This is a genomic window from Mesorhizobium sp. P3_A10, from assembly GCF_056403175.1.
In genome coordinates, this window is record NZ_JBFUFZ010000001.1 from 1,203,622 (window position 1) to 1,217,872 (window position 14,251).

General features: G+C 64.0%; 11 protein-coding genes. 9 read left to right on the forward strand and 2 right to left on the reverse strand.

Translation table 11 applies throughout. The features are described from left to right. Positions 1-40: 40 nt before the first annotated feature. From asnB to AC1DXU_RS05835, 3 genes are all read left to right on the forward strand, one after another. A complete protein-coding gene (asnB, locus tag AC1DXU_RS05825) occupies positions 41-1,948 on the forward strand; it encodes an asparagine synthase (glutamine-hydrolyzing) (RefSeq protein ID WP_477365453.1) in 1,908 nt (635 codons plus the stop codon). Between the two features lie 174 nt (positions 1,949-2,122). Then, positions 2,123-3,766: an MFS transporter gene (locus tag AC1DXU_RS05830; RefSeq protein WP_477365456.1), complete on the forward strand. Its 1,644-nt coding sequence runs from the start codon at positions 2,123-2,125 to the stop codon at positions 3,764-3,766. A gap of 127 nt (positions 3,767-3,893) precedes the next feature. Beyond that, positions 3,894-4,904, forward strand: a complete 1,011-nt coding sequence (locus tag AC1DXU_RS05835; RefSeq protein ID WP_477365459.1) for a diguanylate cyclase domain-containing protein — start codon at positions 3,894-3,896, stop codon at positions 4,902-4,904. Positions 4,905-4,920: 16 nt separating this feature from the next. On the opposite strand, the gene AC1DXU_RS05840 is transcribed toward AC1DXU_RS05835, so the two are convergent. Then, positions 4,921-6,702 (reverse strand): chloride channel protein, encoded by a 1,782-nt coding sequence (locus tag AC1DXU_RS05840; protein WP_477365462.1) that lies wholly within the window; start codon positions 6,700-6,702, stop codon positions 4,921-4,923. Positions 6,703-6,789: 87 nt separating this feature from the next. Continuing rightward, positions 6,790-7,089, reverse strand: a complete 300-nt coding sequence (locus tag AC1DXU_RS05845) for a putative quinol monooxygenase (protein WP_477365465.1) — start codon at positions 7,087-7,089, stop codon at positions 6,790-6,792. 104 nt (positions 7,090-7,193) lie between these two features. On the opposite strand from AC1DXU_RS05845, the gene flhA reads away from it, so the two are divergent. The 6 genes from flhA to AC1DXU_RS05875 all read left to right on the forward strand — a co-directional run bounded on the left by flhA (position 7,194) and on the right by AC1DXU_RS05875 (position 14,247). Next, positions 7,194-9,281 (forward strand): flagellar biosynthesis protein FlhA, encoded by a 2,088-nt coding sequence (flhA, locus tag AC1DXU_RS05850; RefSeq protein ID WP_477365468.1) that lies wholly within the window; start codon positions 7,194-7,196, stop codon positions 9,279-9,281. Beyond that, on the forward strand, positions 9,278-10,030 hold the full coding sequence (fliR, locus tag AC1DXU_RS05855) for a flagellar biosynthetic protein FliR (protein ID WP_477365471.1): 753 nt from the start codon (positions 9,278-9,280) through the stop codon (positions 10,028-10,030). Before flhA ends, fliR begins: the two co-directional genes overlap by 4 nt. Positions 10,031-10,035: 5 nt before the next feature. Further along, the gene (locus tag AC1DXU_RS05860; RefSeq protein WP_477365474.1) at positions 10,036-10,419 is read left to right on the forward strand and encodes a hypothetical protein; all 384 of its coding nucleotides are present in this window, start codon (positions 10,036-10,038) and stop codon (positions 10,417-10,419) included. A 225-nt stretch (positions 10,420-10,644) separates the two neighbouring features. Further along, entirely contained in the window at positions 10,645-11,505 is an 861-nt protein-coding gene (locus AC1DXU_RS05865) for an FAD binding domain-containing protein (RefSeq protein ID WP_477365477.1), read from the forward strand. Beyond that, positions 11,505-11,981 carry a (2Fe-2S)-binding protein gene (locus AC1DXU_RS05870; protein WP_477313324.1) on the forward strand — a complete coding sequence of 159 codons (477 nt, stop codon included), beginning with the start codon at positions 11,505-11,507 and terminating at the stop codon, positions 11,979-11,981. The genes AC1DXU_RS05865 and AC1DXU_RS05870 overlap by 1 nt, the downstream gene beginning before the upstream one ends. Position 11,982: 1 nt before the next feature. Further along, the gene (locus AC1DXU_RS05875) at positions 11,983-14,247 is read left to right on the forward strand and encodes a xanthine dehydrogenase family protein molybdopterin-binding subunit (protein WP_477365480.1); all 2,265 of its coding nucleotides are present in this window, start codon (positions 11,983-11,985) and stop codon (positions 14,245-14,247) included. Positions 14,248-14,251: the final 4 nt, after the last annotated feature.

Sequence of the window (14,251 nt, forward strand, 5' to 3'; positions counted from 1 at the left end):
ACCTGCTCTGCCTGCGGCGCCCCTTTGTCCCGATAATGTCTTGGAATGCCATGAACCAGGCAAGACCGACCGGCAGGCCATGTGCGGAATAGCCGGCGTCTGGCGAAAGCATAGTCCGATCGGCGCGCGTGACCTGTCCGATGTCGCCCGCATGATGCAGGCGCTGGTGCATCGCGGTCCGGACGATCATGGCAGCTGGAACGGCGGCCGGCTCGCTTTGGGTCACCGGCGGCTTACAATCATCGATCCGTCACCTGCTGCGCGCGAGCCGATGCTGACCGCATCGGGCCAGGGCGTGCTGGTCTACAATGGCGAAGTCTACAATTACCGGGCGCTGCGCGCGGCCCTCGAGGCCGAAGGCAATGTCTTCCGAACCGTGTCGGATACCGAGGTGGTCCTCCAGGCCCTGCATCACTGGGGGCCGGACAAGGCTGTGCCACTGTTCGACGGCATGTTCTCCTTCGCTTATTTCGATCTGCGAGACGAAACGTTGTGGCTTTGCCGCGACCGGCTCGGCATCAAGCCGATGTCGGTAGCGGTGACGGACGACCGCATGATCTTCGCCTCCGAAGACAAGGCGATCCTTGCCTGCGAAGGGTTCGCAGGCGACATCGACACGCGTGAAATCACCTTGCGGCTCGCCTGGCAGAGCCGCGATTCGAGCTTCAGCCTGTTCGACAAGATCGAGCGCTTGCCGCCCGCCGGCCTGTGGAAGATCACCGATGACGGCGTCGAGAAACGCAGTTTCTGGCATGTTCTCGATGTCCTCGAAACGGCGCGCATCAACGATGACAGGGCATCCGACCCCGACCGCATATCGGCGCTGGAGAAGCTGATCGAGGACAGCATCGAAATACACTGCATCGCCGACACCAGCGTCGCCACGGCTTGCAGCAGCGGCGTCGACTCCGGCCTGATCACCGCGCTGGCCAAGCGCTTCCGGCCCGAGATCCACGGCTATGTCGTCGATCCCCTCATCGGCCGCAGCGAAGCCGAAAACGCCGAGCGAACCGGCCGCCATGTCGGCGTGCCCTTGCGCAGGGTGCCGCTCGACAAGGACCGCTTTTTCGAGCTGTGGCCGAGAATGGTCTGGCACCTGGAAAGCGACGGATGGCACGCCAGCCGGCCCGCGCTGCTTGCGCTTACCGAACAGTGCCGGGCCGATGGCATCAAGGTCCTGCTCACCGGGGAAGGCGCCGACGAACTTTTTGGCGGTTACGATTGGCAGGCGGCGAGCATGAAGCTGTGGCGTTCATGGTCGTGGCCGCAGCGGCTGTTTCAGTCCAAGCGCTCGCTCGATCGGAAATTCAAGCGTCTGCGCCGCGCGCCATACGCGATCTCGATGGGTGGTGGCAAAGGATCGGATCGTAACGCCATGCTGCGGGCCCTGTCGCCGGAACTGAACTTTCTGCAAACGAAGCTCTTCGACCGGCTGGAGCCGGTGACGCCCCTGAGCGACCGCGCATTTCTGGGCAGCTGCCTCCAGGACCTGTACGGGCATCTTCAGGATCTGCTGCACAGGCATGACCGGCTCAGCATGGCTGCTTCGGTGGAACTCAGGGTCCCTTTCCTCGAGAACAGGCTGATCGATTTTGCCATCCATCTGCCCAGGCGACACAAATATCGCGACAAGACCGGGAAGTGGCTTTTGAAAAAGGTCGCGGAAAAGCACATCCCACGCCAGAATGTCTACGCAAAAAAGGTCGGTTTTGACATGTCTCCCGACTTTAGCGCCGGCGCCCAGGGTTTGTTGCGCAAGGGGTTCTTGCGGGATGCCATGAAATGGCCGGCGTCTTCCCTGGAAGACCTGGTGGAACTTGCGGCGCGCGATGAATCATCCCGCATGCGGCTTGTCGGCATGGAGCTTTTCCTGCGCCTCTACGCCGGCGGCGAGACGGCGGGCAACCTGACCGAAGCCCTGCATGCCGCCAGCCGGGACGCCCGCTGACGTGGACCAATGAGAACCTTGCGCTGGGCAAAAGACTGTCCCCTCAGGACGTATTTTTGCCTTCGCTATCCTGTTGTTGGATCATGATCTTTTTCGAAAGAGGCGTTCGCCCTTTGGGTGCCGTGCTCTACTTGGTTCAGGGACGAAACCAGCAGGTGAAGGTAGGCAGCTTTTATGATCGATGACGAGCCGGCCGGCGAACGCGTTTCGGCGCTGGCGCCGTTCAGCCATGGTATTTTCCGCGCCGTATGGTCGGCCAGCCTGGTGTCGAATTTCGGCGGCCTGATCCAGGGCGTCGGCGCTGCCTGGATGATGACCACCATCGCCACATCGTCCTACCAGGTCGCGCTGGTGCAGGCCTCGACCACCCTGCCGATCATGCTGTTTGCGCTCGTCGCCGGTGCCATCGCCGACAGCTTCAACCGGCGCAAGGTGATGCTGGTCGCCCAGACTTTCATGCTGGTCGTCTCGGTGCTGCTGACGCTGTTCACATGGTTCGGTCTGATCACGCCGTGGACGCTGCTTGCCTTCACCTTCCTGATCGACAGCGGCACGGCGCTCAACAGCCCATCCTGGCAGGCCTCCGTCGGCGATATGGTGCCGCGCCCCAAGCTGCCGGCGGCGGTCGCGCTCAACTCGCTCGGCTTCAACCTGACGCGTAGCGTCGGCCCGGCGATCGGCGGCATCATCGTCGCCGCAGCCGGCGCCGCGGCGGCTTTTGCCGCCAACGCAGTGAGCTATGTCGGCCTCATCATCGTGCTGGCCCGCTGGAAGCCGGAACTGCCGGCGTCGACGCTGCCGCGCGAGACGCTGGGCGCGGCGATGGGCGCCGGCCTGCGCTACGTCGCCATGTCGCCCAACATCGGCAAGGTGCTGGTCAGGGGCTCGGCCTTCGGCTTCAGCGCTGGCGCGGTGCTGGCGCTGCTGCCGCTGGTCGCGCGCGATGTCGTCAAGGGCGATGCCTTGACCTACGGCATCATGCTCGGCGCCTTCGGCATCGGCGCGGTCGGCGGCGCGCTGATCAGCGTCCGGCTGCGGCAGTTGCTGTCCAGCGAGACGATGGTGCGCATGGCCTTCGCCGGCTTCGCGCTTTGCGCCTTCAACGCCGCCATCAGCCACAATGCCTGGCAGACCTCGCTCGGACTGCTCCTCGGCGGTGCCTGCTGGGTGAACGCGCTGTCGCATTTCAACGTCACCGTGCAGATGTCGACGCCGCGCTGGGTGGTTGGCCGGGTGCTCTCGGTCTACCAGACGGCGACCTTCGGCGGCATCGCGCTCGGCAGCTGGGTCTGGGGCGTCGTTGCCGATGCGCATGGCGCCGAAACCGCACTGATCGCCGCCAGCGTCGCGATGCTGGCCGGCGGCGCAATCGGCCTGCTGTTGCCTCTTCCCCAGCAGGCGATGCTCAATCTCGATCCGCTCAATCGCTTCAAGGAGCCGCATCTCGGACTCGACCTCAAGCCACGCAGCGGCCCGATCGCCATCATGATCGAGTACATTATCCGCGACGAGGACGTGCCGGAATTCCTCGGCGTCATGGCCGAACGCGGCCGCATCCGCCGCCGCGATGGCGCCCGCAACTGGACGCTGGCGCGCGACCTTGAAAATCCCGCAATATGGATCGAGCACTATCACACGCCGACCTGGCTCGAATACATCCGCCACAACAAGCGTACCACCCACGCCGACGCCGTCATCGGCGAGCGCATAAGGGCGCTGCACAGCGGCGACGAGCCGCCGCGCGTGCGCCGCATGATCGAGCGCCCGACAACCGCCGGCACGGCCCTGGTCATGCCGAAGGGCCCGATCGAGCATTAGAGCTTTCCTGGCTGGATTGAGCCGCTCCCCAGCTTCTGCATCAATTTTAGAGAAACCTGATATAAAGATTCTCGGCGTATTCGTGACCTTGACGGCAAGCCCCCTGCAAGGAGCAACGAGAAGCCTTATGCCAGCATTGCGCAAGTCGCACGCACCGATGGATTTCGAATCGAACGAACCTGCAAAGGTCAGTTCATCGGAGCAGTTTCTGCGCGAAAGAGTTCGGCTTCTGGAGGCAGTCGTTGACAACTTCCCTGGTGGCATATCCCTGTTTGACGACGACCTGCGGATGGTCCTCTGCAACGACCAGCAAAAGTCCATGCTGGACTATCCTCCGGAGCTTTTCCGCAATGGCTATCCAAGCATGGAGGATTTGTTTCGGTTCAATGCCGAGCGAGGTGAGTATGGCCCTGGGTCGACTGAAGACCATGTCGGAAGGCGCCTTGAGCTGGTCAGACAGCGAACGCCCCACAGCTACCACCGTACCCGACCCAATGGCACCGTGCTTGAAGTGCGAGGCGTTCCGCTCAGCGGAGGAGGATTTGTGACAACGTACCTGGATGTGACGGAGCAACGTCGCAACCAGGAACTCGTCGCCCATATGGCGCACCACGATCACCTGACCGATCTTCCCAACCGCGCGCTGTTCAATGACCGTTTGCAGCAGGCTATCGCCAAGACGAAGCGTAGCGGAACCATAGCCGTCCTGTGCCTGGATCTTGATCGGTTCAAGCCGGTCAACGACCAGCTTGGCCATCAGGCAGGAGATGAGCTTCTGAAGCAGGTTGCCGGACGATTGAGTGCCTCGGTTCGCGATCACGACACGGTCGCACGCCTTGGAGGCGACGAGTTCGCGATCGTGCAGACCGATATCCATAAACGATCCGACGCCGGTGTGCTTGCACGCCGTCTCGTTGCCGCCATGCATGAACCGTTCGTTGTTTGCGGGCGTTCGGTCTCCATCGGCACCAGCATTGGAATTTCCGTTGCACCCGACGACGGATTGTCACTGGACGAGCTGTTGCGGAAAGCCGACCTTGCGCTCTACCAGAGCAAGCGCGGCGGTCGCGGCACATTCAGTTTCTACAAGGGAAGAAACGAACAACGACAGGTCGCCACCGAGCCGCGCTCAGCCTGAAGCGGCCGACTGCCTGTCACCCCTCACCCGACAGGTCGCGGCGCGCCTTGTCGAGTTCCTCTGCGTAGCGCCGCATCAGATGGCCTTCGGTCAAAAGCCCGACGACGACCTGATTGTCGAAATCCTCGACCACCGCCAATTCCTCGGCGCCGGCGCGCTGGAAGGTCTCGGCGGCGGATTGAACGTTCATGCTCGGCACCAGCACCGCATCCCTGAATCTCGCCAGCGACAGCACCGGCATCTCGCCATCGGATTGAACGCTATGCAATTCGGCGACGATCAGCACGCCGGCATAATGCTGCCCGGCATCCACCGCAATGACACGCTGGGCAGAACCAAGCGGCACTGCATTGCGAAAAGCCACAAGCGTGGTCGAGGCGTCGATGGTGCGGACATCCTTTCGCATCATCGAGCCAACCGTCAGGCTGCGCATCCAGCCGACATCATGGGCGCTGCGGATCGTCTCGCCGCGCAAATGGAAGCGCCATGTCGAGAAAGAATAGCCGAAGGTTTCACGCACCAGGATCGCCGCCATCAGCGACGCCGCCAGCACCACGCCGGTGAGCGTCAGGTCGCGGGTCGATTCCAGCGCCAGGAACGTCATCGTCAGTGGACCGCCAACGACGCCGACGGCCAGCGACGTCATGCCGACAACGGCGGCGACCGATGGGTCAATGCCGGTCGCCGGCGAGACAAAAGCCATCACGCCGGCGAACATCTTGCCGAGCAAGGCGCCGAGGAACAGCGAGGCAAAGAACAAGCCGCCGCGAAAGCCCGAGCCCAGCGAGATCGCCGAGGCCGCCAGCTTCAGCACAAAGACGCTGGCCACGACAGCGAGCCCGTAATTCATCGCGAATTCGCGATGCAGCGCGCCATGGCCGCTGGACAGCACCTGCGGCGTGATCAGGCCCAAAAGCCCGACGATGACGCCGCCGATGAAGGGACGCAGCGAGGCGTCGATCGACAGCCTGGCGAAACCGCGTTCGATCAGGCTCACCAGATGCATGATGGCAATGGAGGCCGCGCCGCCGAGCAGGCCGAGTAGCAGGAACGGCAGATATTGGCTGGCGGTGAGTTCCGGCAGGCCGGAGAGCTCGAGCGGAAACGGCACCACGCCAAACAGCTCGGCGGTCAGCGAAGCGCAGATCGCGGCGGTCATCACCGGCGCGACATTGGCGACCGAATAGATGCCGATGACCAGCTCGAAGCCGTAGAAGGCGCCGGTCAGCGGCGCGTCGAAGGCGGCAGCAATCGCACCGGCAGCGCCGCAGCCGACCAGGATGCGGACATCGTTGCGCCGCAGGTTGAAGGCACGCGCCAGCCGCGACGCCAGTCCGGAACCGACCTGCGTGTAGCCGGCCTCCAGTCCGACCGAAGCGCCAAAACCGCTCGAGATCATCGTCTGCCCGGCGATGATGAACGTATCGGTGAGCGACATGCGCCCGCCATAGAGCGCATTGGCCTCGATCGGATCGACCGGGGTGCGGAATTTTCGCCTTCGCAGCCAGATCACCGTCAGCCCAAGCAGGATGCCGCCGATCGCCGGCACCATCGCCTGCACCGGGTTGGCGAGCGAAAACATCGCGGAAAGCCGGCCGCCCGGCTGAACGCCGAACAAAAGCCCATGCAGGTCCTGGACGATCTGGCTCATCGCGGTGACCAGCACCGCCGCCATCACCCCGACGACACCGGCCAGGATGACGACGACGATGCCGCGTGCCTCGAGCAGCGGGATCGACCTGATCAGCACCGCGCGAAGCCGGCGGGCATAGACTTGCGGTTGGTTTCTGGAAGGCACCGGAGCGGCTCGCCGATATCCGAATGGTGTGAAGGCCCTGCTGATACGCCCGGCGATACCGCATGGCAACCGCGATACGGCCGCCAATCAGGTCGGCTTGGGCTCGCCTGCCTCATAGAGCACGAGATTGCGATCGCCGATGCCGAGCGCCGGCCAGCTTGAGCGCCAGCTTGCGAGATGGGGCGCGGCGAAATGGGCGTCGAGCGCCGCCCTGCTGCTCCAGACTTCGGTGATCCGGATGAGGCCGGCATCGAAGACATCCTGCGCATAGGAATATTCGAGGCAGCCGGGTTCAGTGCGGCTGGCCGAAACCATCCGCTCCATCACAGGCCTTGCCTGCTCGAGCTTTTCCGGCGGCAGGCGAACAGTGCCAATGATGACGAGCATGCGAACCCTCTTGCTTCAAGGGCGCAGTCTCCCACCTTCGCGCAAGCTTGGCCAGCTAGGGTGGAAAGGCTGCCGCGCGGGCAGGCTTGTGATCTGGGGACGACATGGCGATCAGCGAAAGCATCCAGCCCGGCGCGGTGGTCAAGAACGGCCGCGACGTCTTTTTCGCCATCGGCATCGTCATCATCCTGGCCGTGCTGTTTCTGCCGATCCCGGCCTTCCTCATCGACATCGGCCTTGCCTTCTCGATCGCGCTGTCGGTGCTGATCCTGATGGTGGCGCTGTGGATTCAGCGGCCGCTCGATTTCTCCTCGTTCCCGACCGTGCTGCTCATCGCCACCATGCTCAGGCTGTCGCTCAACATCGCCACCACGCGCATGATCCTGGCGCATGGCAATGAAGGCACGCATGCCGCCGGCTATGTCATTGCCGGTTTCTCCAGGCTGGTGATGGCCAGCGACTTCGTCATCGGCCTGATCGTCTTCATGATCCTGATCGTGGTCAACTTCATCGTCATCACCAAGGGCGCGACGCGTATCGCCGAAGTCGGCGCCCGCTTCACCCTTGACGCCATCCCCGGCAAGCAGATGTCGATCGACGCCGACCTGTCCGCCGGCATGATCGACGACAAGACGGCGCAGCTGCGCCGGCGCGAACTGGAAGAGGAATCGTCCTTCTTCGGCTCGATGGACGGCGCTTCGAAATTCGTCCGCGGCGACGCCATCGCCGGTCTCATCATCACCGCCATCAACATCGTCGGCGGCATCGCCATCGGCTATATCAGGCACGGCATGGGCATGGGCGAAGCCGCCGATGTCTTCATCAAGCTCTCGGTCGGCGACGGCCTCGTCACCCAGATCCCGGCGCTGATCGTCTCGCTCGCCGCCGGCCTGCTCGTCTCCAAGGGCGGCACCCGCGGTTCGACCAACCAGGCGGTGTTCGGCCAGCTCGGCGCCCATCCGCGCGCGCTCTATGTCGCGGCATCGCTGCTCGTCCTGCTCGGCCTGATGCCCGGCCTGCCGCTGTTCCCGTTCTTTGCGCTCGCCGGCGGCATGGCTGGCCTCGGCTATATCATCCCGATGCGCGCCAACCGCGTGCTTGCCGAGGCCGAAGCGCTGAAGAACCAGGAGAAGGCAACCAAGGTCGAGGAGGAAAAGAACTCGGTCAAGGCTTCGCTCGCCACCGCCGAGATCGAGCTCCTGATCGGCAAGCAGCTGTCGACGCGGCTTCTGGTGTCGCATCAGGAACTGGCCTTCCGCATGGCCAAGATGCGCAAGAAGTTTGCCACGCAATATGGCTTCGTCGTGCCGGAGGTGCGCGTCGCCGACGATTTCGGCATCCCGCCGAAGAGCTACCAGATCAAGGTGCATGGCACCGTGGTCGCCGAATACCAGATGCGCGTCGGCGAAATCATGGTGCTGCTCGGCACCCGTGACCTGCCCGACATGCCCGGCGAGGAAATCCGCGAACCGGCCTTCGGCATGCGCGCCTTCTCGGTGCTCGAAACCTTCGCCGAGGATCTGAAGCGCGAGAACTACACCTTTGCCGACAACATGTCGGTGCTGCTCACTCATCTCTCCGAGGTCATCCGCAACAACCTGCCGCAGCTTCTGTCCTACAAGGACATGAAGGCACTGCTCGAACGCCAGGACCCGGAATATCGCAAGCTGGCCGACGAGATCTGCACCTCGCACATCTCCTACCCCGGCCTGCAGGCGGTGCTGAAGCTGCTGCTCGCCGAACGCGTCTCGATCCGCAATTTGCACCTGATCATCGAGGCCATCGCCGAGATCGCCCCGCATGTGCGCCGCACCGAGCAGATCGTCGAGCATGTCCGCATCCGCATGGCCCAGCAGATCTGCGGCGACCTTTCCGAAGGCGGCGTGCTCAAGGTGCTGCGCCTCGGCAACCGCTGGGATCTCGCCTTCCACCAGAGCCTCAAGCGCGACGCCAAGGGCGAGGTGCGCGAATTCGACATCGACCCGCGCCAGCTCGAGGAGTTCGGCCAGGACGCGACCAAGGCGATCCGCAAGCATCTGGAAGCCGGCGAGCGCTTTGTCCTCGTCACAGCTCCCGACGCGCGCCCCTATGTGCGCATGATCATCGAGCGCCTGTTCACCACGCTGCCGGTGCTCAGCCATGTCGAAATTGCCAAGGGCGTCGAGATCAAGGTGCTCGGGACCATATCGTGACCGCGCTGTCGCAAGGCGTCGTCATCGCCGCCTTCCTCGCCTTCTGCCGCATCGGCAGCTGCTTCATGCTGATGCCCGGCCTGTCCAGCGCCCGCGTGCCGGTTCAGGTCAGGCTGTTCGTCGCCATCGCCGCCACCGGCGGCCTGCTCACCTTCCTGTGGGACCGCATCTATCCCTTCGTCGATCCGCGCCCGCAGATACTGGCGCCGATGATCATCTCGGAACTGCTGATCGGCGGGCTGATCGGCGCGATGACCAGGCTCTACATGGAGGCGCTGCGCTTCATGGGCGCCGGCATCGCCACGATGATCGGCTATGGCGGCTCCGGCGGCCCTGCCATCGAAGAAGCCGAGCCGCAGGCAGCCCTTGCCGCCATCATCTCGTTTTCGGCGCTGATGCTGCTTTTCGTCTTCGATTTCGACCACGAGATCGTGCGCGCGCTGGTCTCCTCCTACACGGTCGCCCCGGTCAACATCTTCTTCAACCCGCAGGCGGCCCTCGTCGATGTCACCGACACGGTGTCGGATGCCTTCTTCCTGGTCATCCGCCTCGGCAGCCCTTTTGTCGCCTATGCCATCCTCGTCAACCTGACCATCGGCTTCGTCAACAAGCTGACCCCGCAAATCCCGGTCTATTTCATCTCGCTGCCCTTCGTCATCGCCGGCGGGCTGATCATCTTCTACTTTGCCATCGGCACCTTGCTGTCGCTGTTCGTCAACGGCTTCGTCGACCTCACGCTCGCCCGGTAGACACAATGAGCACGCGCAAGGATCGCCTAAAGAAACTGGTCAAGGTGCAGGAACAGCTGAAGGCGCTGCACGAGACCCGCCATGCCACGTTCCTATCGGCGGCCGCGGAGGCGCAGACGGAAGCAAAGGAGCTGGTCGAGCATTTCGACGCGGCCGATTCGCTGGCCAGCCTGTTTCCCGATCTCTACCATCGCCGCATCGCCAATGCCGTGGTGCGCCAGGAAGCGAGCCTGGAAAGCGCCAGGCAGGAGGCCGGCCTGATCGCCACCGCAACCGCCCGCACCAACATGGTCGAGCGCGCCTACAAGGACGTTCGCCGCCGCGACGACCGCGAACGCTCCGACCGCGACCGGCTGGATCTCATCGCGCAGAAGCGCGGGCAGGAGTAGCGGCGGGGATTCTGCTTCTGACTATCCTATTGATCCATTTCAGAAATTTCCCCGAAAGCCATCTCAAAGCCAGTTGCCGCCATTCATTGGCGTACGCCAGGCCAGCCTGTTTTGGGACTCGATTTTTCGGCGCCTGGCCCAATCGCCGCAGCAGAGGAAGCGGATGGCCATTATGAGGAGACAGTTTATAACGGTCGCTGAAATTCCGATATCCAAGGGGAGACGATGCGTTACATACGTCCGCTTTCAATCGAAGATGCCGTTGGCGAGCTCGCCAAGGCAATAGGCCCGGCCGCCATCCTCGCGGGGGGCAGCGACCTCCTGGTGAGGATGAAGGGCGGCTTCATCGAACCCGACCTGATCGTCGACATCAAGGCCATCGCCGGCCTGAGCGACATCCGCGAAACGGCTGACGGTTTCAGCATCGGCGCCGCGGTGCCCTGCGCCGTGCTGGGCGAGAACGCGGCCCTGAAGAAGGCATGGCCCGGCGTCGTCGAAGCGGCCAAGCTGATCGGCTCGAAGCAGGTGCAGGGACGCTGCACCATCGTTGGCAATCTTTGCAACGCCTCGCCGGCGGCCGACAGCGTGCCGGCGCTGGTCGCGGCCGGCGCCCGGGCATCAATTGTCGGGCCAGCGGGCAGGCGCACGATTTCCGTGGGCAGCGTGCCGATCGGACCGGGCAAGACGTCGCTCGCCAAGGGCGAGATCATCGAGGCGATCCTGCTCGACAAGCGCGCGCCGCGTTCGGGCGACGCCTATCTACGTTTCATCCCCCGCACCGAGATGGACATCGCGGTGGTCAGTGCCGGCGTCAACCTGACGATCGATGAGGCGGGCATCGTCAAAGCGGCCCGCGTGGCGCTGGGCGCCGTGGCAGTGACGGTGCTTCTGGTGGAAGAGGCAGCCGAGGCGCTCATCGGCAGGAAGCTGGACGAAGCAGCACTTGAGCGGCTCGCCAAGGTCTGCGCCGGGGCTTGCCGTCCCATCGACGACAAGCGGGGTACCATTGAATTCAGGCGTAAGGTTGCGGGCGTGCTTGCCAAGCGGGCCGCGACGACCGCCTATGCACGTGCAGGAGGCAAATGATGGCTGGTATAGCAGTCTCAACGACAATCAACGGCGACCATTTCGAGTATCTTTGCCAGCCGGACGAAACGATGCTCGACGTGCTGCGCGATCGGCTCGGGCTGACGGGCGCCAAGGAAGGCTGCGGCACCGGCGACTGCGGCGCTTGCAGCATCATCCTCGACGACCGCCTGGTGTGCTCATGCCTGGTGCTTGGCGCCGAGGCTGAAGGACGGAGCATCGAAACCGTCGAGGGCATGGCGCATGGCGACCAGCTGCACACGTTGCAGCAGAAGTTCCTCGAGCATGCGGCCCTGCAATGCGGCATCTGCACGCCGGGCTTCCTGATCGCGGCCAAGGACCTTTTGACGAAAAACCCCGACCCGAGCGAAGAGGAAATCCGCTTTGGGCTGGCCGGGAATCTCTGCCGCTGCACCGGCTATGACAAGATCGTGCGCGCCGTCCAGGACGCGGCCACCGTGATGAAGGGAGCCTGAGATGAATTTCGATCCGCGTTATTCCGGGCGTAATTTCACATCCGTCGGCACACGCCCCATCCGCCCCGACGGCGTCGACAAGGTGACCGGCCGCGCCCGCTACGGCGCCGACTTCAACATGGCGGGACAGCTGGTCGGGCGTGTTCTGAGAAGCCCGCACGCCCATGCGAAAATCAGGAAGATCGACACCTCGAAGGCGGAAAAGCTTCCCGGCGTCAAGGCGGTGATCACGGCGAAAGACCTGCCGGACCTCACCGATGGCGATGCCGCCATGTACGACATCCTCGACAACTGCATGGCGCGCACCAAGGCACTCTATGACGGCCATGCGGTGGCCGCGGTCGCCGCGGTCGATGCCCGCACGGCCAGGCAAGCGCTGAAGCTGATCGAGGTCGACTACGAGCTTTTGCCGCATGTCACCGATGTCGACGAGGCGATGAAGCACTCGGCGCCTCTCATCAACGATGCCATCTTCACCGAAGGCCTCGAGGAAGAGCCGGTCAAGCCGTCCAACGTCACCAAGCGCAGCCAGTTTGGCCATGGCGATGTCCATCAGGGCTTTGGGCACGCCGATTTCATCGTCGAGCGCTCGTTCAAGACCGAGCAGACGCACCAGGGCTATATCGAGCCGCATGCCTGCGTGGCGAGCGTCAGTTCCGACGGCACCGCCGACCTCTGGGTCTGCACGCAAGGGCATTTCGTCTACCGCCAGCACTGCGCCCAACTGCTTGGCATGGAAGCCTCGAAGCTGCGTGTCACCTCGTCGGAGATCGGCGGCGGTTTCGGCGGCAAGACCCATGTCTGGGCCGAGCCGGTGGCACTCGCCCTGTCGCGCAAGGCCGGGCGCCCGGTCAAGCTGGTCATGACCCGCGACGAGGTGTTCCGCGCCTCGGGCCCGACCAGCGCCACCTCGGTCGACGTGAAGATCGGCGCCCGCAAGGACGGCACCATCACCGCTGCCGAAGCGACGCTGCGCTATTCCTGCGGCCCCTATGCCGGCTCCTGGGCCGAGATCGGCGCCATGACGGCGTTCGCCTGCTATAAGCTCGATAACGTCAAGACCGTCGGCTACGAAGTGCTGGTCAACCGGCCGAAGACCGCGGCCTATCGCGCGCCTTCCGCACCGATGGCGGCGTTCGCGGTGGAAAGCGCTGTCGACGAACTGGCCAAGGAGCTCGGCATGGATCCGGTCGAGTTCCGCATCAAAAACGCCGCGCAGGAAGGCACCAGGTCGTCCTACGGCCCGGTCTATGGCCCGATCGGCATCGGCCCGACGCTGGAGGCGGCGAAGAACCATCCGCACATGAAGGCGCCGCTGGGCAAGAACCAGGGCCGTGGCATGGCTTGCGGTTTCTGGTTCAATTTCGGTGGCCAGACCTGCGTGGACCTGAACATCGGCATGGACGGCTCGGTGTCGCTGGCCGTCGGAACGGTGGACGTAGGCGGTTCGCGCGCGTCGCTGTCGCTGGTAGCGGCCGAAGAGCTCGGCATCGACTATGCCCAGCTCAAAGCGGTGATCGCCGACACGTCCTCGCTCGGCTACAACGACATGACCGACGGCAGCCGCGGCACCTTCTCCTCCTCCATGGCGACCATCTCGGCCGCCCGCAACGCGATAAAAATCCTGCGCGAACGCGCCGCGCAGATGTGGGACATCGCCGTTGACGACGTGGTCTGGGAAAAGGGCCATGCCGTTGCCAAGGGCGAGAAGCACGGCAATCTCGGAAAGCTGTCGCTGAAGGAGATCGCGGCGGAGTCCGGCAAGACCGGAGGGCCGATCGCCGGCCACAGCGAGCTCGTCGCCGACGGCGCCGGCGTCTCCTTCGCCACCCATATCTGCGACATCGAGGTCGACCCCGAGACCGGCTTCACCAGGGTTATCCGCTACACGGTGCTGCAGGATGCCGGCAAGGCGGTGCACCCGACCTATGTCGAGGGCCAGTACCAGGGCGGTGCCGCGCAAGGCATCGGCTGGGCGCTCAACGAGGAGTATATTTACGGCAAGGACGGCCGGCTGCAAAACGCCGGCTTCCTCGATTACCGCATCCCGGTCTGCTCGGACCTGCCGATGATCGACACGCAGATCCTCGAGATCCCCAACCCCAACCACCCCTATGGCGTGCGCGGCGTCGGCGAGACCTCGATCGTGCCGCCGCTGGCGGCGATCGCCAATGCGGTGTCGAATGCAGCCGGCGTGCGCATGACCCACATCCCGATGTCGCCGCCACGCATCCTGGCGGCAATCGAGGCGGAACGGGGAGGCTGAGCGA

Coding starts and splice junctions, on each gene's coding strand:
- AC1DXU_RS05830 (WP_477365456.1), top strand. CDS start 2,123: ATGATCGATGACGAGCCGGCCGGCGAACGCGTTTCGGCGCTGGCGCCG.
- AC1DXU_RS05835 (WP_477365459.1), top strand. CDS start 3,894: ATGCCAGCATTGCGCAAGTCGCACGCACCGATGGATTTCGAATCGAAC.
- AC1DXU_RS05845 (WP_477365465.1), bottom strand. CDS start 7,089: ATGCTCGTCATCATTGGCACTGTTCGCCTGCCGCCGGAAAAGCTCGAG.
- flhA (WP_477365468.1), top strand. CDS start 7,194: ATGGCGATCAGCGAAAGCATCCAGCCCGGCGCGGTGGTCAAGAACGGC.
- AC1DXU_RS05860 (WP_477365474.1), top strand. CDS start 10,036: ATGAGCACGCGCAAGGATCGCCTAAAGAAACTGGTCAAGGTGCAGGAA.
- AC1DXU_RS05865 (WP_477365477.1), top strand. CDS start 10,645: ATGCGTTACATACGTCCGCTTTCAATCGAAGATGCCGTTGGCGAGCTC.
- AC1DXU_RS05870 (WP_477313324.1), top strand. CDS start 11,505: ATGGCTGGTATAGCAGTCTCAACGACAATCAACGGCGACCATTTCGAG.
- AC1DXU_RS05875 (WP_477365480.1), top strand. CDS start 11,983: ATGAATTTCGATCCGCGTTATTCCGGGCGTAATTTCACATCCGTCGGC.